General features: G+C 63.0%; 20 protein-coding genes. 5 read left to right on the top strand and 15 right to left on the bottom strand.

Going from position 1 to position 21115, the window contains the following annotated elements:
* Positions 1-169: 169 nt before the first annotated feature.
* On the top strand, positions 170-2059 hold the full coding sequence (locus tag J3P92_RS02200; RefSeq protein ID WP_434649785.1) for a DEAD/DEAH box helicase: 1890 nt from the start codon (positions 170-172) through the stop codon (positions 2057-2059).
* Between the two features lie 244 nt (positions 2060-2303).
* On the opposite strand, the gene J3P92_RS02195 is transcribed toward J3P92_RS02200, so the two are convergent.
* The 3 genes from J3P92_RS02195 to J3P92_RS02185 all read right to left on the bottom strand — a co-directional run bounded on the left by J3P92_RS02195 (position 2304) and on the right by J3P92_RS02185 (position 6269).
* A complete protein-coding gene (locus tag J3P92_RS02195) occupies positions 2304-2885 on the bottom strand; it encodes a YceI family protein (protein ID WP_420764999.1) in 582 nt (193 codons plus the stop codon).
* Positions 2886-2917: 32 nt separating this feature from the next.
* Entirely contained in the window at positions 2918-3469 is a 552-nt protein-coding gene (locus tag J3P92_RS02190) for a cytochrome b (protein WP_434609071.1), read from the bottom strand.
* 1039 nt (positions 3470-4508) lie between these two features.
* On the bottom strand, positions 4509-6269 hold the full coding sequence (locus J3P92_RS02185; protein WP_434649783.1) for a flavin monoamine oxidase family protein: 1761 nt from the start codon (positions 6267-6269) through the stop codon (positions 4509-4511).
* A 248-nt stretch (positions 6270-6517) separates the two neighbouring features.
* Here J3P92_RS02185 and J3P92_RS02180 point away from each other — a divergent pair, with 248 nt between their 5' ends.
* Together J3P92_RS02180 and J3P92_RS02175 are read left to right on the top strand one after the other, a co-directional pair.
* Positions 6518-7924 (top strand): adenosylmethionine--8-amino-7-oxononanoate transaminase, encoded by a 1407-nt coding sequence (locus J3P92_RS02180; RefSeq protein WP_434609068.1) that lies wholly within the window; start codon positions 6518-6520, stop codon positions 7922-7924.
* Between the two features lie 88 nt (positions 7925-8012).
* Positions 8013-8732: a 16S rRNA (uracil(1498)-N(3))-methyltransferase gene (locus J3P92_RS02175; RefSeq protein WP_434561837.1), complete on the top strand. Its 720-nt coding sequence runs from the start codon at positions 8013-8015 to the stop codon at positions 8730-8732.
* A gap of 115 nt (positions 8733-8847) precedes the next feature.
* Here the strand turns inward: J3P92_RS02175 and J3P92_RS02170 are convergent, their stop codons facing one another.
* Together J3P92_RS02170 and J3P92_RS02165 are read right to left on the bottom strand one after the other, a co-directional pair.
* Positions 8848-9750 (bottom strand): transporter substrate-binding domain-containing protein, encoded by a 903-nt coding sequence (locus tag J3P92_RS02170; RefSeq protein WP_434609066.1) that lies wholly within the window; start codon positions 9748-9750, stop codon positions 8848-8850.
* Between the two features lie 23 nt (positions 9751-9773).
* Positions 9774-11012, bottom strand: coding sequence for a D-amino acid dehydrogenase (locus J3P92_RS02165; protein WP_434651081.1), 1239 nt, complete (start codon positions 11010-11012; stop codon positions 9774-9776).
* A 105-nt stretch (positions 11013-11117) separates the two neighbouring features.
* Between J3P92_RS02165 and J3P92_RS02160 the strand changes: the two genes are divergently transcribed.
* Positions 11118-12041 carry a LysR family transcriptional regulator gene (locus J3P92_RS02160; RefSeq protein WP_434561833.1) on the top strand — a complete coding sequence of 308 codons (924 nt, stop codon included), beginning with the start codon at positions 11118-11120 and terminating at the stop codon, positions 12039-12041.
* Here J3P92_RS02160 and trhA read toward each other — a convergent pair.
* On the bottom strand, positions 12029-12646 hold the full coding sequence (gene trhA / locus J3P92_RS02155) for a PAQR family membrane homeostasis protein TrhA (protein WP_420765005.1): 618 nt from the start codon (positions 12644-12646) through the stop codon (positions 12029-12031). The two genes, J3P92_RS02160 and trhA, sit on opposite strands and share 13 nt — an antisense overlap.
* 172 nt (positions 12647-12818) lie before the next feature.
* Here trhA and J3P92_RS02150 point away from each other — a divergent pair, with 172 nt between their 5' ends.
* A complete protein-coding gene (locus J3P92_RS02150) occupies positions 12819-13733 on the top strand; it encodes a LysR family transcriptional regulator (RefSeq protein ID WP_420765006.1) in 915 nt (304 codons plus the stop codon).
* 119 nt (positions 13734-13852) lie between these two features.
* Here the strand turns inward: J3P92_RS02150 and madM are convergent, their stop codons facing one another.
* The 9 genes from madM to mdcA all read right to left on the bottom strand — a co-directional run bounded on the left by madM (position 13853) and on the right by mdcA (position 21105).
* On the bottom strand, positions 13853-14617 hold the full coding sequence (gene madM / locus J3P92_RS02145) for a malonate transporter subunit MadM (protein ID WP_420765007.1): 765 nt from the start codon (positions 14615-14617) through the stop codon (positions 13853-13855).
* 5 nt (positions 14618-14622) lie between these two features.
* Positions 14623-15015, bottom strand: a complete 393-nt coding sequence (madL, locus tag J3P92_RS02140) for a malonate transporter subunit MadL (protein WP_434649781.1) — start codon at positions 15013-15015, stop codon at positions 14623-14625.
* Positions 15016-15081: 66 nt separating this feature from the next.
* Entirely contained in the window at positions 15082-16002 is a 921-nt protein-coding gene (gene mdcH / locus J3P92_RS02135) for a malonate decarboxylase subunit epsilon (RefSeq protein ID WP_420765009.1), read from the bottom strand.
* Positions 15999-16622, bottom strand: coding sequence for a malonate decarboxylase holo-ACP synthase (locus J3P92_RS02130; protein WP_434649779.1), 624 nt, complete (start codon positions 16620-16622; stop codon positions 15999-16001). The genes mdcH and J3P92_RS02130 overlap by 4 nt, the downstream gene beginning before the upstream one ends.
* Positions 16616-17419 (bottom strand): biotin-independent malonate decarboxylase subunit gamma, encoded by an 804-nt coding sequence (mdcE, locus tag J3P92_RS02125; protein ID WP_434609060.1) that lies wholly within the window; start codon positions 17417-17419, stop codon positions 16616-16618. Before mdcE ends, J3P92_RS02130 begins: the two co-directional genes overlap by 7 nt.
* Positions 17416-18267 (bottom strand): biotin-independent malonate decarboxylase subunit beta, encoded by an 852-nt coding sequence (locus J3P92_RS02120; RefSeq protein ID WP_434649777.1) that lies wholly within the window; start codon positions 18265-18267, stop codon positions 17416-17418. Before J3P92_RS02120 ends, mdcE begins: the two co-directional genes overlap by 4 nt.
* The gene (locus J3P92_RS02115) at positions 18260-18559 is read right to left on the bottom strand and encodes a malonate decarboxylase subunit delta (RefSeq protein ID WP_420765013.1); all 300 of its coding nucleotides are present in this window, start codon (positions 18557-18559) and stop codon (positions 18260-18262) included. Before J3P92_RS02115 ends, J3P92_RS02120 begins: the two co-directional genes overlap by 8 nt.
* Positions 18559-19434, bottom strand: a complete 876-nt coding sequence (locus tag J3P92_RS02110; protein ID WP_434649775.1) for a triphosphoribosyl-dephospho-CoA synthase — start codon at positions 19432-19434, stop codon at positions 18559-18561. Before J3P92_RS02110 ends, J3P92_RS02115 begins: the two co-directional genes overlap by 1 nt.
* Positions 19435-21105 carry a malonate decarboxylase subunit alpha gene (mdcA, locus tag J3P92_RS02105; protein ID WP_434649773.1) on the bottom strand — a complete coding sequence of 557 codons (1671 nt, stop codon included), beginning with the start codon at positions 21103-21105 and terminating at the stop codon, positions 19435-19437. It abuts the gene before it with no gap.
* Positions 21106-21115 lie beyond the last annotated feature (10 nt).

The following is a 21115-nucleotide window of genomic DNA, read 5'->3' as shown; positions in this document are numbered from 1 at the left end:
AAAGGCATCCCGACACCGCTACAGCGCAGCTTCCAGCCCGCGCGAGCCCTGTCCGGACGTGTCTTCCAGACCCGGCGGGACCGGACGGGATGAGGTCTCCAATCGACCGCATTCGCGCCAGGCAAGACTATCCCATTGGGCCAGGCCCTCACTAAAAACAGGATTACTCATGTCCTTTGCTTCCCTCGGTCTCTCCGAGGCTTTAGTCGGCGCCATCGAAGCCGCCGGCTACACCCAGCCTACCCCGGTGCAACAGCGAGCCATCCCCGCCGTGTTGCAAGGTCGCGACCTGATGGTCGCCGCACAGACAGGTACTGGCAAGACCGGCGGTTTCGCCCTTCCGATCCTGGAGCGGCTGTTCCCTAACGGTCACCCAGACAAATCCCAGCGCCACGGCCCGCGCCAACCGCGCGTTCTGGTCTTGACCCCGACCCGCGAACTGGCCGCCCAGGTGCACGAGAGCTTCAAGGTCTATGCGCGCGACCTGAAATTTGTCAGTGCCTGCATCTTTGGCGGTGTCGGCATGAACCCGCAGGTCCAGGCCATGGCGCGCGGCGTCGACGTGCTGGTGGCCTGCCCCGGTCGCCTGCTGGACCTCGCCGGCCAGGGCAGCGTCGATCTGTCCCACGTGGAAATCCTCGTGCTGGACGAAGCCGACCGCATGCTCGACATGGGTTTTGTCCATGACGTGAAGAAAGTGCTGGCACGCCTGCCGGCCAAGCGCCAGAACCTGTTGTTCTCGGCGACCTTCTCCAAGGACATCACCGACCTGGCCGGCAAGCTGTTGCACAACCCGGAACGCATCGAAGTCACGCCGCCAAACACCACGGTCGAGCGCATCGAACAGCGCGTGTTCCGCCTGCCGGCCAGCCACAAGCGTGCCCTGCTGGCGCATTTGATCACCACAGGCGCCTGGGAACAGGTCCTGGTGTTCACCCGCACCAAGCACGGCGCCAACCGCCTGGCTGAATACCTCGACAAACATGGCCTGCCGGCCGTGGCGATCCATGGCAACAAGAGCCAGAACGCTCGCACCAAGGCCCTGGCTGACTTCAAGGCCGGCGAAGTGCGCATCCTGGTCGCCACCGACATCGCCGCCCGTGGCCTGGATATCGACCAGTTGCCCCATGTGGTCAACTTCGAACTGCCGAACGTCGATGAAGACTACGTGCACCGTATCGGCCGTACCGGCCGGGCCGGTCGTTCGGGCGAAGCGATTTCCCTGGTCGCGCCGGACGAAGAAAAACTGCTCAAGAGCATTGAGCGCATGACCAAGCAGAAAATCCCCGACGGCGACCTGATGGGCTTCGATGCCAGCACGATCGAGGCCGAAAAGCCTGAAGTGCGCGAGCGTCCGGATGTGCGCAACCCGCGCAACCCACGTGGCCCGCGGGGCGACGGCCCGAATGGCAGTGGCGGCGGTCGCAAGGACAAGGACAAGGGCAAGGGCAAGGACAAATCGGCCAGCAACGGTCGCGGCGAGCGCCCGGCCCGCGAGCAGAAACCACGCGAAGGTACGCCGGCCCGCGAACAGCAGCGCCCTGCCCCTCGCGCCGCAGCCGATCGCGGCCCGGCCGATCGCGGCCCGGCCGATCGCGCCCCGGACGAGTTCCTCGACGACGATATCGATAACTTCGGTAACCGTGTCGACTACGTGCCACAGCAGAAACCGGCCCAGGGTCGCGGTCGCCGTCCTGGCGCCCCGGCACAAGGCGCAGGTTCGGGCGCACCGCGCGGTGGCCAGTCACAAGGTCGCCAGAACGGCCCGCGCAACAGCAACGGTTCTTCCACCGGCACCCCGCCGGCCAAGCGCAACGGCCCGCGCAGCGGCGCCCCACGTGACGGCCAGGCCCGGCGCGAAGACTCCCGACCTCGCCGCCAGGCCCGTGGTGACGACCAGCCTCGCCAGGAACCCGCCGTGCAGAACCCGCGAGGCAACCAGCCGAAAATCATCCACAAGGAATCGAAAACCGATCGTTTCCCGACGCCTGAGCAGCTGGACCAATTACCAAGCCGTCCGCGTGGCGAAAAACCGGCCTTGCTGACACGCAATCGCTGAGTTTCTCCAAGCCATGAAAAATGCCCCGGGTCTCACGACCCGGGGCATTTTTTTTGTGAACTCTTCCAGCTGTGGGAGCGAGCTTGCTCGCGATGGCGGCAGGCCTGCCACATTGATGTTGGCTGAAGCACCGCTATCGCGAGCAAGCTCGCTCCCCCCAGCATCCTTTGTATCGCCGAAATCCAGAGCAATAAAAAACGCCCCTGGCCGCAAGACCAGGGGCGTTTTTCGTCAGGGGCTAACGTTACTTCGCCTTGACGCCTTCAAACGAGACATACAACTCGACCGCGTCGGATTTCGGACCCAGGTCTTTCTGCTTGCCGAAGTCGGAACGCTTGATGGTGGTAGTGCCTTCGAAGCCGGCACGGTAGCCACCCCACGGGTCCTTGCCTTCGCCCAGGAAGGTCGCCTTGACCACGACCGGCTTGGTCACGCCCATCAGCGTCAGGTCACCGGTCACGTCGGCGGTGTTTTCGCCGGTGGACTTGACGCTGGTGGACACGAACGTGGCCTTGCCGAATTTGCTGGCGTTCAGGAAGTCAGCGCTGGCGATGTGTTTGTCGCGCTCGGCGTGGTTGGTGAACACGCTGGCGGTGTTGACGTTGAACTCGATCTTGCTGTCTTCAGGCTTGGCGGCGTCGAAGCTGAACTTGCCGTCAATATCCTTGAAGGTACCGGTGATGAAGCTATAGCCCAGGTGGCTGATCTTGAAATCAACGAAGGCGTGCTGGCCTTCCTTGTCGACCACGTAGTCTGCGGCCATGGCCTGGCCGGCGGACAGCAGGGCAGAACCGATTGCCAGGGCGGCGAGCGTCTTTTTCAACATGCTTTCTATTCCTTTGGAGTCGAGGTTGAACATCAGGCTTGGCGCCCCAGCATGCGCTTGAGGGTCGCGTCACGGTCGATAAAGTGGTGTTTCAATGCTGCCAACGCATGAAGGCCGGAAAAAATTACCAACGCCCATGCCAGGTAAAAGTGGATCTGGCCGGCGACGTCTGCCTGATCGGGCAGTCCGGACACCAGCGCGGGTACTTCAAACAGACCAAACACCGAGATCCCGACACCGTCTGCGGTGGAAATCAGGTAACCGGCAATCATCACGGCGAACAGCCCGAGATACAGCGCGCTGTGGCCAAGCTTGGCGCCTACGCGGGTCAGTCGCCCGTAGGTTTCCAGGGTCGGTGGCGGCGGGCTGACAAAACGCCAGAGCACCCGCAACACCATCACCGCCAACAGCACCAGGCCGATACTCTTGTGCAGCTCCGGCGCGTCTTTGCGCCAGGTGCTGTAGTAGTCCAAACCGACCATCCACAAGCCCAGCGCAAACAGCCCATACACCGCCAAGGCAACGGCCCAATGGGAAACGATGCTGACCCAGCCATAACGAGAAGAGGAGTTGCGAAGCTGCATTGCTCATATCCTGTAAAAACTGCGATCAAGACTAGCGACTTATCTATCGATTTAAAGCGGAAAATTTCGCTTTGAAATATCGAGAAATACGATGATCAGTCTGCAGAGGGTGGGTTAAGGAAAGATTAAAGCGGATGCGTTGCGTGGTGGCGAGGGGAAGCGGGCATGGATCCCGCAAGATGGAAGGGGCTCATCGTGAGCAGGCTCGCTCCACGAAAGGCCGTGCTGGGTGATATTCCCTGTCTCCTCAAGCCCCGGGGAAGCGCTCGTATCGATATTTTCCGTGGCTTCGTCCCGGGACGGATGTCCAAGCCAAAGCGGGTCAAAAGTTTATTTGAGGACGTGGAAATTAAAAACTTGGTCGTTTTCGCTACCGCCTCTCTAGAGTTATCTGTTGACGCACTCAGGCCTGTAAGGATCCATATCGCATCTATACGACAATTGAGGATCGTGTTTTTTAAGTATCATACGGCCATCTGTACAGCCGCTGCCGAAGAGCATGATCAATGATATTAATGCCGCCACCGGTTTCATATGTTGCTCCAGTTCTACGCGTCTAACGCTTTGAATCAATTAACCGAGCACTCAGGCTTGTATGGATCAAAGGTGCATTTGTACGCCAACTGAGGGTCCCGTTCTGGAATCATCGGAATAATCAGGGGATCCCGACATTCACCATACACACACCCGTACAGCGAAACCGATACGACCATTGCCATTAGTATTTTCATACGCGCTCCTGTTTTTCGAGGAGCCTAGACTTTTGGCTTGGTGCGCTATATCGCCTGCTTCCGGTTAAAGGGTGGGAAGTTTCCGATATCTCGTCTAGCCCTGTAGGACGTCGGCGTAATGATCCACCCGTGGCGAGGGAGCTTTCTCCCGCTCGGCTGCGAAGCAGTCGTAAACCGGCGGGTGCGGTGTGCCTGATGCTCCGCATTCGGCAGGACTGGGGCCGCTTCGCGGCCCAGCGGGAGCAAGCTCCCTCGCCACGGGTTTATTGATTGCCTTAAGTGAACGGCAGCGTTCTTTGCACCTGACCTTACTGAGCCTTGATCTCAGTAGTCGCTGCCGGCTTGGCGGCGGGTTTCTTCACTGGCTCAGCCTTTTTCACTGGAGCCTTGGCCGGGGCCTTTTTAGCCGGGGTCTTGGCCGCCGGCTTCTTCGCCGCTGGCTTGGCCGTGGCTTTCTTGGCTGGCTCGGTCTTCGCCGGCGCCGGCGCGGGTGGCTCCACCGGCGCAGGGGCTGGGACGGGGGCCGGTGCCGGCGCTGGAGGCGGCGCTACCGGCTCGGGAGCCTTGGCCGGCTCCGGCTTCTTGTCGTCATCCGAGCCGCCGAACAGGTTACTGAAGAAATTGCCTTTCTTCGCCGCCACCGCTCCTGCGGCAGCTGCTGCGGCCGGGGCGACTTTTGCTGGTTCGAACGACTTGCCCGCCGCCAGGCCTTCAACCTGGCTGGCGGCACGTTGGCCGCTGCGCAGCGCGCCTTCCAACGTGCCTGGATACATGGCGTCGGTGTGTTCACCGGCAAAAGCTACGCGCTGCAAGGGCTTTTCCCACAGGCGCCAGTATTTGCTGATCTGACCCGGACCAAACGCCAGGTACGCGCCGCCCATGGAAGGGTCGGTGCTGTAGCGACGGATTTCATAACCGGTGAACGCACCGCGCGCTTGGGGATAAAACGCATGCAGGCGGATCAGCACTTGGTCGACCATCTGCTTGTCGCCAAAAGCCTGCATCACCCGGGCATTGTCGCCGGACAGGTTGATGACCACATTCGCCCCGCCCTTCAAAGCCGGCTCGATCCACATCATGCCCAGGCCGGCGTTGCTGTAGATCTCGCCCGACATGCGCGCCTTGCTGTCCCAGACCGGGGTCTTGAACTTGAGCATGATCTGGTCGCGCCAGCCGTAATTGGTGCCTTTGATCGCGCCCTGGTGCTGGGCATCGAGGGCCGGGGTCAGCTGGATCTTGTTCAACGCCCGCAGCGGCACCGCGAGCACGACGTAGTCCGCCTGGTAACCCACGCTGCCGACCTTGACGGTGACGCCGTCCTTGTCCTGGGAGATGGCCGAGACCGGGGAACCGGTCTTGATCGTTTTCAGTTGCTTGACGAACGCCTGGGCCAATACCGGGCTGCCACCGAGCAGGCGCGAGGCGCGCAGGTCACGGTCGGATACGCCGCGATAGACGCGGTTCTGCTGTGCGAAATACAGCAGCGACAGGCGGGACGGCTCGTCATAGCGCGTGCGAATTTCCTGATTGACCAACTGCCGCGCGGTAGCGGGCAGCTGCAAGCGGTCGAGCCAGTTGGACACGGTGATCTGGTCGAGGGCGTGCAGCGTGTTGGTGGCCGTCGGGTTCAGCGGATCGTCGATGGACCGCGCCAGCTCGTCCAGGGTGGTTTCATAGCGCTTGAGCGCTTCGGCGGTGGCGGGCTGCTTGGTCGCCAGGTCGGCGGCGGTGAAATAAGTACCGTCGATCAGGTAACTCGGGGTGCGCACGAATTCCGGCGCCGGCGTGGTGCTCAGCTTGAAGGTGGAGACGTATTTGTTCAGCACCGGCTGGGTCTTTTCGTTGCCGATCCACTCACTGGTGGCCATGCCCGAGCGGCCGCCCAGGCTCGGCTTGGCTTCCAGCAGCGTCACGGCCCAGCCTTTGTTCTGCAATTCGTAGGCCGCCGTCAGCCCGGCCAATCCACCGCCGATGACGATGGCCGTCGGTTGCTTGTCCTTGGCCAGCGCCGAAACGCTGAACAGCCCTATCATCACCAGCGCACAGGCGCGCAGCCAACCAGCAGACATTCAACGAACTCCGGAACAAAGCGTAAGAATTTTCGGTTTTTTGAGCCAGTCGGCTCTCGGTCTTTCGAGCCAGTCGGCTCAGGGAACGGCGAAGAATACGTCAGCCATCAAAGCGCCGCCAGCGACGTCTATCGCCTGGCCCAAAGTCGCGTGAATGACACAATGGGTTGTCCGCGGGGCCGCCATTGCATAGGCTTGCGCGATTGTTTTGCCCGCGCCCGCCGCGAGCCGCCTCGAGGAGACTGTACATGGGCCTGAATAACCAGTGGATGCAACGCGATCTCGCGGTGCTGTGGCACCCCTGCACGCAGATGAAAGATCACGAACAGTTGCCGCTGATCCCCATCAAGCGCGGCGAAGGCGTGTGGCTGGAAGACTTCGAAGGCAAGCGCTACCTCGACGCGGTGAGTTCCTGGTGGGTCAACGTCTTCGGCCACGCCAACCCGCGCATCAACCAGCGCATCAAGGATCAGGTCGATCAACTGGAGCACGTGATTCTCGCCGGTTTCAGCCACCAGCCGGTGATCGAGCTGTCCGAGCGTCTCGTGAAGATGACGCCTGAAGGACTGACCCGGTGCTTCTACGCCGATAACGGTTCGTCCTGCATCGAAGTGGCGATGAAGATGAGCTTTCACTACTGGATCAATCGCGGCCGGCCGGACAAAAAACGCTTCGTCACCCTGAGCAACAGTTACCACGGCGAAACCATCGCGGCGATGTCGGTGGGCGACGTACCGCTGTTCACCGAAACCTACAAGGCGTTGCTGCTGGACACGATCAAGGTACCCAGCCCCGACTGCTACCACCGCCCCGAGGGCATGGGCTGGGAAGAGCACTCGCGAAACCTGTTCGCGGCCATGGAACAGACCCTCGCCGAACACCACGACAGCGTCGCCGCCGTGATTGTCGAACCGCTGATCCAGGGCGCCGGCGGCATGCGCATGTATCACCCGGTGTACCTGAAGCTGTTACGCGAAGCCTGCGACCGCTACGGCGTACATCTGATCCACGATGAAATCGCTGTCGGCTTCGGTCGCACCGGGACGATGTTTGCCTGTGAGCAGGCCGGCATCACCCCGGATTTCCTTTGCCTGTCCAAGGCACTGACCGGCGGCTACCTGCCGCTGGCGGCATGCATGACCACCGACGAGGTGTACAGCGCGTTCTACGACGACTACCCGACTCTGCGCGCCTTCCTGCATTCCCACAGCTACACGGGTAACCCGCTGGCCTGCGCCGCAGCCCTGGCAACGCTGGATATCTTCGAAGAAGACAACGTCATCGAAACCAACAAGGCCCTGGCCCAACGCATGGCGAGCGCCACCGCGCACCTGGCCGATCACCCGAACGTGGCCGAAGTGCGCCAGACCGGCATGGTGCTGGCCATCGAGATGGTCAAGGACAAGGCCAGCAAAACCGCCTATCCGTGGCAGGAACGGCGTGGGCTGGCGGTGTTCCAGCATGCCCTGGAGCGCGGTGCGCTGTTGCGGCCGCTGGGCAGCGTGGTGTATTTCCTGCCGCCCTATGTCATCACGCCGGAGCAGATCGATTTCCTGGCGCAAGTGGCCAGCGAAGGCATCGACGTTGCCACCCGGGAAAAGGTTAGCGTGGCAGTGCCGAAGGACTTCCATCCGGGTTATCGCGATCCGGGCTGAATCCCGGCCTCCTGTTGAAACACTGTTGTGGTGAGGGGATTTAGCGAAACGTCGCCTCGCCACAGATTTAACTTTTCAGAGACTCCACATGAGACTGTCCCGCTTCTTCATCGACACCCCCCTGAGCCTTGGCGATCACGAGTTGCCTGAAGCCCAGGCCCATTACATCGGCCGGGTGCTGCGCATGGCCGAGGGCGATGCGGTGCAGGTGTTCGATGGCTCGGGCCAGGAGTTTCGTGGCACCCTGGCCGAGGTCGGCAAGAAACGCGTGCGCGTGCAGCTCGACGAGCAATTTGCCGGGCAAGCCGAGTCGCCGTTGCGCATTCACTTGGGCCAGGGCCTGTCCCGGGGCGAGCGCATGGATTGGGCGATTCAGAAGGCCACCGAGCTGGGAGTCACCGAGATCACGCCGATCTTCACCGAGCGGTGCGAAGTGCGCCTCAAGGACGAGCGCGCCGACAAGCGCCTGCTGCATTGGCGCCAGGTGGCGATCAGCGCCTGCGAGCAATGCGGGCGCTCCACCGTGCCGGTGATCCACCCTCCATTGCTGCTGGCCGACTGGCTGAAGCAGACCGACGCCGAATTGAAACTGGTGTTGCACCCGGTGGCCGATCCGCTGACCAGCCATGCCAAGCCCTCGTCCCTGGCGTTCTTGATCGGCCCCGAGGGCGGGTTGTCGGATGGCGAGGTCGAGCAGGCCAAGGCCGCCGGCTACCACGCCGCCCGCCTCGGCCCCCGCGTGCTGCGCACCGAAACCGCTCCGGTGGTGGCGCTGGCGGTGGCGCAGCAGTTGTGGGGGGATTTCTGAAGCCGAATGTAGATCCCTGTGGGAGTGAGCTTGCTCGCGATGGCGGTGGGCCAGTCAACATCGATGCTGACTGATCCGGCGCTATCGCGAGCAAGGGCTCACCGGCACATGACAGCTACTGCACCGGATCGCTCGTCGGCTTGGCAATGATCGCCTTCAACTCGCTGGTCATCGGGAACTCCAGGTTCAGCCCCTTCGGCGGGATCGGCTTCTGGAACCAACGGTCGTAGATGGTGTTGATTTCTCCTGATTTGTACAGGTCCGCCAGGGTCGCGTTGACCAGCGCCAGGAATTGCGGATCGTCCTTGCGCACCATGCAGCTGTAGATTTCCCGCGACTGCTCTTCCCCGACCACGACCCATTTGTGTGGATCGCGCGCCTTCGCCCGTTCGCCATAGAGCAGCGCGTCGTCCATGTAGAACGCCGCCGCCCGACCGGTCTCGAGCATCTGGAAGGCTTCACCGTGGTCCTTGGCGCTGATGACGAACATCTCGACCTTGTTGTCCAGGTTGTAGCTTTTGAGGAACCGCTCGTTGGTGGTGCCGGCGGTGGTCACCACGTTCTTGCCCCGCAGGTCGGCGAAGCTGTGAATGCCGCTGTCCTTGGCCGTCAGCAACTGGCCCTTCACGTAAATGAAACCGTAGGAAAACGCCACTTGCTTCTGCCGCTCGGCCGTTACGCCAGTGGAGCCGCATTCCAGGTCCACGGTGCCGTTCTGCACCAGTGGGATGCGGGTCTGGGAAGTGACGAGGTTGTATTTCACGTTCAGTTGCGGCAGCGCCAGTTGCTGCTTGATCCGCTCGACGATCTTGCTCGCCAGCTCCACGGAGTAGCCCATCGGTTTGCCGCTGTTGTCCCCCACATAGGAAAACGGCACCGAGGCGTCGCGATAACCCAGCGTGATGCTCTTGCTGCTGGCGATCTTGTCCAGCGTGCCGGCCGGCGGCGCTTCGTTGGCGAATGCCGGGGCGCTCAACAGCAGGCTCAGGGTGCAGCCGATCAACGTGATTCTTTGCATTGTTATTCTCCGTTGCGGGTGGGTCAGGCGGCGCGGGGCGCGAGGCCTCGCATGTCGATGGAAGGTGTACGTTGGCGGATCAGTTCACTGAGCAAGCGGCCGCTGCCACAGGCCAGGGTAAAGCCCAAGGCGCCATGGCCCAGGTTGAGCCACAGGTTGCGATAGCCGGTGGCGCCAATCAGGGGCACGCCGCTGGGCGTGGCCGGACGCATGCCCGCCCACTCGACGGCGCGTTCGTAGTCCCCGGCCTGTGGAAAGGTTTCCATGGCCTGGCGGCGGATCAAGGCCAGGCGCCTGGGGTCCGGTGCCGGGTCAAAACCGACAATGTCCACCATCGCCGCCACTCGCAATTGTTCGCCGATGCGAGCGTAGACGACCTTGCGGTCATAGTCGGTGATGCTCAGGTCCGGCGCCCGGTGCCGCGCCTCGATGGGGACCGTCAGGCTGTAGCCCTTGAGCGGGTACAACGGCATTCGTACGCCAGGCAACGCCAGCGCTGCGCTGCGGTGGCCAGCGGCGATCACCAAGGCGTCCACGTCCAGGCGATGGCCGCCCAGGTCGATAGCCTGCACCTCACCGTTGGCATGATGGATAGCAGTCACCGCACGCCCCAACAGGAACTCGCAACGCCCCGAAGCCCGCAACCGCGCCGCCAATTGCTGGCAGAAGCCATGGCAATCGCCAACCTCCTCGTCCGGCGTATAGATCCCGCCCGCGAACGGCACGTCGGCCAATGCGGGTTCCAGGCTCGCGCAATCGGCGTGACCCAGTACCTGCTGAGCAGGATCCGTTATTCGCCGCCGAGCGTGTGCGAAATGGCTGGCATTGCGAAACGTCACCAATTTGCCGTTGCGCCGCCAGTCAAAGCCGTCGAGGCGATCCTCTTCACGCCAGGTCTGCAATGTCGCTTGGCTCAGCAGTGCCAGACGCAACAGGTGTTCACCGTTGCGGCGGTTGACCGAGGTCCGGCACGCGGCGATAAACGCCGCCATCCAGCGCCATTGGGCCGGGTCGAGGCGTGGGCGCAGCTTGAGTGGCGAGTCCGCGCGCAACATCCAGCCAAGGGCCTGCCACGGCACCCCGGCATCCGCCAGCGGCGTGACGTAGCGATAAGATAACTGCCCGCCATTGGCGAAGCTGGTTTCGCTGCCCAACGCGTCGCGGGCTTCCACCAGTGTGACATCGACGCCTTCGCGGACCAGCGCGTAAGCCGTCGCCAACCCGATCACGCCTCCACCGATGATGCAAACCCGCTGAGCCATGTTCATCCCACACCTGTTTTGAATGGGTCAAGGTTAGGATCGGATGACAGCGTTCGAACAATGAATAAAGATGGGCCTCCTATAAACAAAGGTTATGGACTCGCCATGCGCCTTCGTCATATCGAGATTTTCCAGGCCATCCGCCAGACCGGCTCCATCAGCGGGGCGGCGCAGTTGTTGCACGTCTCCCAGCCGGCCGTGACCAAGGTGTTGCAGCATGCCGAACAGCAACTGGGGTTTGCGCTGTTCCTGCGGGTGCGCGGCAAGCTGCAGGCCACGCCCGAAGCGCTGGAACTGGAACGCGAGGTCGACAAGGTCAGCGAAAGCCTGCAAGGCGTTCGGCGCCTGGCCCAGAGCCTGCGCCGCGAGCCCGGCCACAGCCTGCGGATCGGCGCCACGCCAGCCTTGGCCTTGTCGCTGATGCCGGCGGCGATCCATCACTGGACCCGACTGTATCCAGACATCGTGTGCGAATTATCCAGCGCCCACAGCCGCGAATTGACGCAAAACCTGCTGATGCGTGAGATTGACGTCGCCCTGACTTTGCAACCGCCCGATCACCCCGGCCTCAAGGCCCAGCCCCTCGCCAGCGGCGTGCTGGTGGCCCTGGCGCCCAGCGGGCACTGGCCCGAAATGGCCATCGGCACGCCCATGCCATTGCAGGCCCTGGCCGATGCGCCGTTGATCGGCCTGTCCAGCACCGACCCGCTATCGGCCAGGCTGGACGGCTATCTCAAGTCAGTGGAACCGCCGCCGCGCATCAACATCGCCGTGCAGACGTACTCACTGGCCCGGGCCATGGTCGAGTCCGGTGCCGGGCTGGCGGTGATCGACCCGTTCACGGCCTTGGGCGCTTCGAGCACCCGCACGGCCATCCGCCCGTTGTCACCTGCGCTGCCCATTTCCCTGTACGCCGTGACCCGGGCCAACGAGGCCCCAGCCCATACAATGGGTGCCCTGCTGGAGATTTTCGCCAGCCAGGCCCAGGCGCAACTGGATCGTCTGTTTACAAGTGCTCAAAGCACGTAGAACAGAATCGCCACGAAATGCAGCAGGCTGCCGGCAATGACGAACAAATGCCAGATGCCATGGGCATGGCGCAGGCGTTGGTCGAGCGCGAAAAAAACGATGCCCACGGTGTAGAGCACGCCGCCCGAGGCCAGCCAGGCGAACCCGGTGCTACCCAGCGCCGCCAACAACGGCTTGACCGCCACCAGGACGATCCAACCCATCACCGCGTAGATGACGATCGAGAGGACCCGCGCTTCGGAGCGTGGCTTGATCTCCTGCAGGATGCCGATCAGGGCCAGTCCCCAGACAATCCCGAATAACGTCCAGCCCCACGGCCCGCGCAGGGTCACCAGGCAGAACGGCGTGTAGCTGCCAGCAATCAACAGGTAGATCGAAAAATGATCGACCTTCTGCATGATTTCTTTTTTGCGTCCGCGCACGCTGTGATAAACCGTCGAGGCGCTGTAGAGCGCCAGCAAGGTGAACCCGTAGATTGCCACGCTGACAATCTTCCACGGATCGCCGGCCATCCCGGCAATCACCAACAACCACACCGCGCCGATAAACGCCGCGACAGCCCCCACCAGGTGCGTCCAGGCGTTGAGTCGTTCTCCGTGATACATCCAATCCCACCCCACATTCCGAAACTGGCGCCAAGGCTCAGGCCTGGCGCCTGAAACTGCAATGAATTGCTTTTCAAATTGCGATACAGCACGTGTGGCGAGGGGATAAATCCCCTCGCCACAAAGGCAGGTTCGGGCACAATCAGCCCATACGAATAAGAGTCTGCCTCCCATGCTGATCGACGAAGAATTGACCCTGAAAAAACTCGAGGTGTTCCTGGCCTTCATGCGCACCGGCAACCTGGCGCGGGCGGCGGCCGATCTGCAAACCAGCAACGTCAGCGTGCATCGGGCCATTCACTCCTTGGAGAGCGCCCTGCGTTGTCCATTGTTCAAGCATGAGGGCCGCAACCTCACGCCGCTGGAAAGCGCCTATGTATTGGAAGAGCGTGCGCAGAAATTGATCCAGGACGTGATCGAAAGCGTGCGCCTGACCCGTGAGGCGGCTGGTTTTTCCGCCGAACGTTTCAAGTTGGGTTCGTTGTATTCATTGACGGTCAAGACCGTGCCGCAGCTGATCATGGGCCTGAAGATCCGCCGCAGCGAGCTCAATATCGACTTGATCATGGGCTCCAACATCGACCTGTTGTACAAGCTCAAGAACATGGAAGTCGATGCGATCCTGGTGTCGCTGGACGACAGCGTCAACGACCCGGACTGCGAGCAGATCCAGCTGTTTTCCGATGACATCTTCCTCGCCACGCCGGCCGACTCCCCCTTCGCCCAGCGCAGCGAAGTGGACCTGGCCGAAGTGCGCGACGAGACCTTCATCACCCTGACCCAAGGCTTCGCCACGCATCAGGACGGCGTTCGGGTATTCAAGCAGGCGGGGTTCGAGCCGAAGGTGGCGATGCAGGTCAACGACATCTTCACCCTGCTGAGCATGGTCAGCTCCGGGGTAGGCTATGCCTTGCTGCCGGGCAGGATCGCGGCGGTGTACGAAAACCGGGTGAAACTGATCCCGTTGCAGGAAAAGTACCGTTTGCAGCAGCACATCGGCGTAGTCTTTTTGAAAGCCAAGGAGCGCGACCCGAACCTCCTGGCGCTGTTGGCGGAGTGCCGGATGTATGCCAATCGCCTGGCTTGAAACCGAGCCGCGCCCATCGCGAGCAGGCTCGCACCCACATTGGATCGGTGTTCACAAATCCCCTGTGGGAGCGAGCTTGCTCGCGATGATGCCAGTCCATTCAAAGAATAACTGAAGCCCTACCCCATCAACCCGCGCATGATCAGAAACAACAGCGAAGGCCCGAGCAAGCAGCCAAGCGCCGTATAGAACGCCGCCGTCAGGCAGCCATACGGCACCAGCTTCGGATCGGTCGCCGCCAGGCCGCCGGCCACGCCACTGGAAGTACCCATCAGCCCACCGAAGATCACCGCGCTGCGCGGGTTGTTGAGGCCGATGAAGGGCGCCACGAACGGCGTCGCCACCATCACCAGGATCGCCTTGATCAACCCGGCGGCGATGGACAGCGCCATCACCTCGGAACTGGCGCCAATCGCTGCCCCGGTCACCGGCCCGACAATATAGGTCACCGCCCCGGCGCCAATGGTGGTCAGGCTCACCACATCGGTGTAACCGAAGGCCATCGCCACCCCAACACCGGCGATAAATGAAGTCCCGACCCCGACGAACAAGGCCAGTATCCCCACGAAGCCGGCGCGCTTGAGCTCCTCGACGCTGACACCGAACGCCGTGGCGACAATCGCAAAATCACGCAGCATCGCGCCACCCAGCAAGCCGATCCCGGACAGCAGCGGGATGTCCACTACGCCCTTCTGCCCGCCGGTCATGGCCCCGCCGATGTATGAAAGCACCAGGCCCAGCAGGATCGCGATGGCCGAGCCATGCAGGCGACCTTTGGTGAACGTGTTACTCATCCAGTAGGACACCCACATGGTGATCCCGACAATCGCAAAACCACTGATCAGGCCGTAGCCGGTGATGACTTTCATCATGGATTCGTACATGGCGATCACCCGACCGTTTTCACGGACACGTTGGATTGAGGGTCCTTGTTACCAATGCGCACCAGCACCGGTACCAACGCAAAGGCAATCGCCACGGCCAGGGTCCCGGCCAGGATCGCCATCGGCCCGCCTTTCAGCGCGCCATAGACGTTTTGCTGCGCCGCCATCGCCACCACGATCGGGATATAGATGGCACTCCAGAATTCCACGCCAGCTTCAGACTTGCCCTTGAACAGGCCGCGCTTGTTCAGATAGCTGCCCAGGCCGATCAATAACAGCATCGCAATGCCGACACCGCCGACATTGGCCGGCACGCCGATCAATTTGCCCAGCAGCTCACCGATGAAAATACCCGCCATGGTACAAAAGGCCAGAAACGCCACACCGTAGATAATCATTGTCGTAATCCTCAAAATGCATCGTCGAAGTTGTTGTTTTTGTGCTTCGCCAGCTTGAGTCGGTGTCTAGGGTTGGCGGCGTCCCTCCTCATGCAGTAGCGCTTGCAGCGTATCCAGCCGCGCGCCATCAAACGCCATGACAGTGCCTTGCTCGAACACCCGGCGCGCCAGCCCGGTGAGCACCGCGCCGGGCGGCAATTCGATTTGCAGGCGCACGCCACGCTCATAGGCGCTCTGCACCGTGCCGCGCCAATCGACGACACGGCACATGTTGAACGCCAGATCGTCGCGTAGCGCATCGGTCTTGAACATCGGCCGGGCGCGGCTGCCACTGAGATAGCCCAATGTTGGCGCCTTCAACGGCACGTCGGCGAATGCCTGGGCCAACGTCCGGGCCGGTGCATCCAGCAACGGGCAATGGGACGGCACGCTGACCGCCAGCCGGCAAGCCTTGCCCGCGCCTTGACGCCGGGCCTTTTCGGCGACGAGGCCCATGGCTTCGTCGCTGCCGGCGATGACTACCTGGTTATCGGCATTGATATTGGCGAGGTAGACCGGCGCTGTTTCGCTGTGTACCTGGGCAAGCAAGGTCTCCACCACCGCGAGGTCCAGGCCGATGATCGCCGTCATGCCGTAGCCTCGTGGATACGCCTGCTGCATCAGCTCGCCCCGCAGGCTGACCAGGCGCAGCGCATCCGCAAAATCCAGCGCCCCAGCCACGACCGCCGCCGGATAAGCACCGATGGACAGCCCCGCGACGTAATCCGGAGCGCGAGCCTGCTCAAGCAACCGACGAGCCGCCGCCACGCCTGCGATCAGCAGGCACAGCTGCACGGCGCGAGTCGATTGCAAAGCCTGGGCACTGTCCAATCGCAATACATCTTCACCCAGCACATCCCCCGCCTCTTCGAGGATCAGCGGTGCCAACCCATGGAGCATGCCCACGCGCTGCGCACCCTGGCCGGGAAAGACGAAAAGGCTGCTCACGCGACCTGCTCCACTGGAGATTGCCAAGGGTCGCTCACCAGGCGCGCCTGGACATCATCCTTGAGCAAGACCCGACGCGACGAGCCCGCCCACTCGCGTAGGGCGACGGCGCCGCAAGGCGTTTGCAACTGCATGTCCACGGCGCAGACCGAGGCATCCAACAGCGCCAGCAGTTCCTTGGCCGGGAGACGATTCAGACGACGCGGCGCGCGCAGAATCAAATCCAAGTCACTGCGTTCATGCAGCGCCTCGACACCCGTGGCCAATTCGAACCCGGCGCTGCCGCTCACGCCCCAGATCCAACCACTGGCGTCGAGCAAGGAGCGGAGCTGCGCCAGGGCGATCAGCGCAGGCAGGTCACGACGGCATTCGACATGACAAAGATCTTCCGGGCGTACCCGGCGCTGGACCGCAACCACAGGCATCGACGCGGCGTAACGCTGTTCCCGGGAGGGGCCGCGCAGGCCCACCGCGACGTGCCCGGGCAAGGTGAGCGCCCGACGCACCACCACCGGCTGCCCGAGGTCGAGCGATTCGACAGCCCAACCCGGCGCATCCGCAGGCAACTGCAAGGCAGTCATCCCCCAGAGCAGGTCATGGGCCAGGAACGTGCTCACCACTGCGCCCTCAACAACTGGCGAACTTGGCTGGAAGCTGCGCGATGGGCCGCCCCCAAACGCCCGCTCAGATCCCGAGGCGCACCCGCCACGTCGTTGATCGCCTGTTGCAGGCAATCAGACACCCGCCCCAGATCCGCTGCCGTCGGTTGCTCGATCTGCTCAACCGACAAGGTTTCCCAGAGCAAACCCAGGCTGGCGTAGCTGTCGATGTCATAGGCCATTGGCGGCACGCTGGCAGCCAGGGCTTCAAGTTCTTCGACACTGCGCAAGGTCACCCGCGCCGCCGAGGCCTTGCCCATGGCATGGACCATCACCCCCGGGTCGCGCAGGGCAATCAGCCGGTTGGCCTGGTAGCCGTGGGCCAGGAACGCGCCGGACATCGCCTTGCCCACCAGCAAGCCAATCACCGGGTGCCCGGCCAATCGGGCGCGGACATAACTGTCTGCCGCGCCAGCCAGTGCTTGGTGAATGCCGAGGGCTTCTTCGCGACGGCCGTATGCCTGGCTGGGCACATCGACGATGGCGATCAGCGCACGTTTGCGGGGCGCGTTGCGGTCGGCTTCGATGGCATCGTCCACCGCCTTGGCCAAGCCCCAACCTTCGAGCAACCCGACTTCGCCATTGCGCGCCCGAGGAAAACGGTTGTCGGGATCGGCCACCACGGCGATCAACCGCGCGGTTTGTTCGCCCAGTTGGACGTCGGCCACTTGCAGCGAAGCCGGCAAGCCATCCAACGGCTTGGCGCCGCCGCTCAAGGCCTCGAACCAGCGCGCGCCTCTCATTGAATACGAACTCATGGGCGTTCTCCCTGATACAGCTGGCGAACCGCTGACGGTTCGATTTGCACGTCGGTGTCCAGGCGGGCCAGGCGTTGCAGGAACAAATCGGCCTGACCGCTGCGGTGTTCGTCGGGCACACCCAGGTGCAACAGTTCGCCGACCTGCCGACGGATCTGCGCGACGTCATCGGCAACGTATCGGTCCACCAGCCCGGTCGCGTAGCGCTGCTCGCCACCGGTCAGGCTCCAGATGAACGGACGATCGCGGGAGTCGTACTCGTCGATGCCGGCCTCCTGCTCGATCACTTGCGGGCCGTTCAACCCCAGCCGCGCTTCCTGGGTCACCAACAGGTAACTGCACAACCCGGCGGCAATCGACATGCCGCCAAAGCAGCCAACGCTGCCCGCTACCACGCCGATCACCGGTTGGAATTGGCGCAGGTCGACGATCGCCGAGTGGATCTCGGCGATCGCCGCGAGCCCGAGGTTGGCCTCCTGCAACCGCACGCCGCCGGTTTCCAGCAGCAGCACGACGCGGGTCGCGATGCCTCTGCGGTTGTCTTCAGCCGCCAGTTCCAGCGCACCGGCAATTTTTGCCCCGCCGACTTCGCCGAGGCTGCCGCCCTGGAACGCACCTTCGATGGCGGCGATCACCACCGGTAGGCCATCGAGCGTGCCCTTGGCGATCACCACGCCATCGTCGCTCTGCGGCACCACGCCTTGGCGCAGTAGCCATGGCGACATGACGCGCTGGAAGGGGTCGAGCAGTTCACGGAATGTTCCCTCGTCGAGCAAGGCCTTGGCCCGTTGCCGGGCACCGAGTTCGACGAAGCTGTGCTTGTTGAGCAGCGTTGCGCTGTCAGTCATGGCCGATCTCCTCGAAGCCTTGCTCCAGGCGCAGACGCACCACGCCTGGGGTGGCGCCGAAATCATGGATGTCGATGTTCATCGCCGGGGGCGTCTGGCCGTCGAACATGCGGGCGAACAAATGCTGCCAGCGTTGCTCGCTGCCATTGACCGAAGTCTGCACCTGAATGGTCAATTTTCCCGCCAGCCCCGGTTCGATCAGCACCTCCAGATCGCCCGAGCCGACGCAGCCCACCAGCGCCCGGCCTCGTGGCGGCTGTCCGGCGGAAAATTCAAAGGACAAGGTTTCCATCAGCACACTCCTGGAAAGAGGTCATCGCCGCGCTCGATACGGTCGAGAAAGAGGCAGGCGGCAAGCAGGTCGGCAGCGCCGCCGGGCGAGGCGTTCAAGGCAATCAATTGTTGGTCCAGCGCATGGAGTTGGCGGCGACCCACCAGGCTCGCGCTGCCACCGGCGTCGAGCACCGCTTTGGCGCCCTGTTGCATGGCTTGCAGCCCCGCTTCGCCGGCGCGGTAGAGCACGCAGGTGTCGGCCAGGGTGGTCATGATCGCCAGCAAGGCATCGAGCCGGGCGTTCTGTTCGCCCGCCCCAGCCGCGCGGCTGCGCTTGAGTTGCGGCAGGCCCAGGCCGGTGACGGCCGGGAACGCCAGCTGCGCTTCTTCCCGGGCACCGCGTACGCCGTAACGCTGGGCGACCTGGACGCCATGGCTCAAGGGTTGGGGCGCATAACGGTCGTTGAGCAAGGCCAGACGAGCGGCGCGTAGGGTGACGGCGCCCGCGACGTTGGATTCAGGCTTCAGCGCCGCCGCAGCGATCAACAGGCCCAAGGCCCAGATCGCGCCACGATGAGTATTCACCCCACCCGTGGTGGCGAGCATCGCGGCTTCACCGTCGCGGCCGATGCGGCCCAGGGCTTCGCGCAATGGCAGGCCGATCTCGCCACAGTCGAGGGTGGCTTCGGCCATTTCCTTGAAGGCCGGCCACAATGACAACGCCGAAGCGTGCATCAGACCCAAGTGCAGATCGGTGTGGGCACCGCTGCCGCGCCGATCCACCAGCGCCGGTTTCGGCGAGAGGTCGGCCTCATCGATCAACGCGTCCACCGCCAGGTCGGCCAGACGTTCAGCCAGGGAAATTGGCTTGGGTTGCAGATTCAAGGCGCGCATTTACCAGCTCCTGAACTTGGCGGGCGGGTTGTAGAGGCCACCGGACCACTCCACCAGATCGGCCACGCTCTTGGCCGCGAGCAGCTCGCGGGTGGCGTCGGTGCGGCGGATACCGAGGTCTTCGGGCAAGGCAATCAACCCTTCGCGGCGCATGCGCGCGGTGTCTTTCGGGTCATGGCGCAAGCCGACGGCCGTCACCCCGGCCACGGCGGCGATCATCGCCTGGCGCTCTTCGAGGGAGCGGGCCTTGTACAGGTAGGCGATGCCTTCTTCGGTGAGCAGGTGGGTAACGTCGTCGCCGTAGATCATGATCGGCGCCAGGGGCATGCCGGCCTTCTTCGCCACGTCCACCGCGTCGAGGGTGTCGACGAAGGTCGGTTTGCCGCCCTCCTGGAACGTCTCGACCATCTGCACCACCAGCTTCTTGCCGCGCTCGAGCAGCGGCGCTTCGCCGTCGCCGTGGCGCATGTCGAGCCAGGCCGGGGTGCCATGACGACGGCCGCGCGGGTCGTGGCCCATGTTCGGCGCGCCGCCAAAACCGGCGAGTCGGCCACGGGTCACGGTGGAGGAATGACCGTCGCCGTCCACTTGCAGGGTAGCGCCGATAAACAGGTCCACCGCGTATTGCCCGGCCAGTTGGCAGACCATGCGGTTTGAACGCAGCGAGCCGTCATGGCCGGTGAAGAACACGTCGGGCCGGGCGGCGATGTAGTTCTCCATGCCCAGTTCGGTGCCGAAGCAATGCACGCTTTCGACCCAGCCACTTTCGATGGCCGGGATCAGGGACGGGTGCGGGTTGAGGGTCCAGTTGCGGCAGATCTTGCCTTTGAGGCCGAGGGATTCGCCGTAGGTCGGCAGGATCAATTCGATGGCGGCCGTGTTGAACCCAATGCCGTGGTTCAAGGATTGGACGTTGTGTTTTTCGTAGATCCCACGGATGGCCATCATCGCCATCAGCACATGCACAGGCTTGATGTGGCGCGGGTCGCGGGTGAACAGCGGCTCGATGTAGAACGGCTTGTCGGCCACCACCACGAAATCCACCCAGGACGCCGGGATGTCCACACGGGGCAGGTCGCTGACGTCGTCCACCAATTGGTTGACCTGGACAATGACGATGCCATCGCTGAAAGCCGCCGGCTCGATCAGCGCGGGGGTGTCTTCAGTGCTGGGGCCGGTGTAGATATTGCCGGCGCGGTCGGCCATGAAACCGGCCGAGAGCACAACGTTGGGAATCAAATCCACCACCAGCCGGGCATAGAGTTCGATGTAGGTGTGGATCGCGCCGATTTCCAGCAGGCCGTCTTCCAGCAATTGGCTGATGCGCAGGCTTTGGGTGCCGGCAAAGGAAAAATCCAGCTTGCGAGCGATGCCACGCTCGAAGAGGTCCAGGTGCTCGGAACGGCCGACGCTGGGCATGATCATGTGCAGGTCGTGCAGCTTCGATGGATCGGCCTTGGCAAGGGAGCGCGAAAGAAAATCCGCCTGCTTCTGGTTATTGCCCTCCAGCACCACACGGTCGCCGGGCAAGATCAATGCCTCCAACGCCGCAACGATGTTATCGGTGGGCAACACCACGCCATCGGCAAGGTCTTTGACCAACGCCAGGCGCCGCTGCTTTTCGCCGCGCCGCCGCGTCCATCGCGAGTCGGGGGATATTGTTGTTGTCATGACCACTCCA

The sequence above is a fragment of the Pseudomonas sp. D3-27 genome, assembly GCF_051132165.1.
In the GTDB taxonomy this organism is placed as follows: domain Bacteria; phylum Pseudomonadota; class Gammaproteobacteria; order Pseudomonadales; family Pseudomonadaceae; genus Aquipseudomonas.
The sequence above is the reverse complement of the archived record's forward strand: the minus strand, read 5'-3'. Positions and strand labels throughout refer to the sequence as shown.

Bases quoted from the DNA above. Each gene is read 5' to 3' on its own strand.
- madM (WP_420765007.1), bottom strand. From the start codon at position 14,617: ATGTACGAATCCATGATGAAAGTCATCACCGGCTACGGCCTGATCAGT.
- J3P92_RS02110 (WP_434649775.1), bottom strand. From the start codon at position 19,434: ATGCGCGCCTTGAATCTGCAACCCAAGCCAATTTCCCTGGCTGAACGT.
- J3P92_RS02180 (WP_434609068.1), top strand. From the start codon at position 6,518: ATGGGCCTGAATAACCAGTGGATGCAACGCGATCTCGCGGTGCTGTGG.
- J3P92_RS02150 (WP_420765006.1), top strand. From the start codon at position 12,819: ATGCTGATCGACGAAGAATTGACCCTGAAAAAACTCGAGGTGTTCCTG.
- mdcE (WP_434609060.1), bottom strand. From the start codon at position 17,419: ATGAGTTCGTATTCAATGAGAGGCGCGCGCTGGTTCGAGGCCTTGAGC.
- J3P92_RS02190 (WP_434609071.1), bottom strand. From the start codon at position 3,469: ATGCAGCTTCGCAACTCCTCTTCTCGTTATGGCTGGGTCAGCATCGTT.
- J3P92_RS02200 (WP_434649785.1), top strand. From the start codon at position 170: ATGTCCTTTGCTTCCCTCGGTCTCTCCGAGGCTTTAGTCGGCGCCATC.
- trhA (WP_420765005.1), bottom strand. From the start codon at position 12,646: ATGTATCACGGAGAACGACTCAACGCCTGGACGCACCTGGTGGGGGCT.
- J3P92_RS02115 (WP_420765013.1), bottom strand. From the start codon at position 18,559: ATGGAAACCTTGTCCTTTGAATTTTCCGCCGGACAGCCGCCACGAGGC.
- J3P92_RS02120 (WP_434649777.1), bottom strand. From the start codon at position 18,267: ATGACTGACAGCGCAACGCTGCTCAACAAGCACAGCTTCGTCGAACTC.
- J3P92_RS02170 (WP_434609066.1), bottom strand. From the start codon at position 9,750: ATGCAAAGAATCACGTTGATCGGCTGCACCCTGAGCCTGCTGTTGAGC.
- J3P92_RS02175 (WP_434561837.1), top strand. From the start codon at position 8,013: ATGAGACTGTCCCGCTTCTTCATCGACACCCCCCTGAGCCTTGGCGAT.
- mdcA (WP_434649773.1), bottom strand. From the start codon at position 21,105: ATGACAACAACAATATCCCCCGACTCGCGATGGACGCGGCGGCGCGGC.
- J3P92_RS02195 (WP_420764999.1), bottom strand. From the start codon at position 2,885: ATGTTGAAAAAGACGCTCGCCGCCCTGGCAATCGGTTCTGCCCTGCTG.
- madL (WP_434649781.1), bottom strand. From the start codon at position 15,015: ATGATTATCTACGGTGTGGCGTTTCTGGCCTTTTGTACCATGGCGGGT.
- J3P92_RS02160 (WP_434561833.1), top strand. From the start codon at position 11,118: ATGCGCCTTCGTCATATCGAGATTTTCCAGGCCATCCGCCAGACCGGC.
- J3P92_RS02165 (WP_434651081.1), bottom strand. From the start codon at position 11,012: ATGGCTCAGCGGGTTTGCATCATCGGTGGAGGCGTGATCGGGTTGGCG.
- J3P92_RS02185 (WP_434649783.1), bottom strand. From the start codon at position 6,269: ATGTCTGCTGGTTGGCTGCGCGCCTGTGCGCTGGTGATGATAGGGCTG.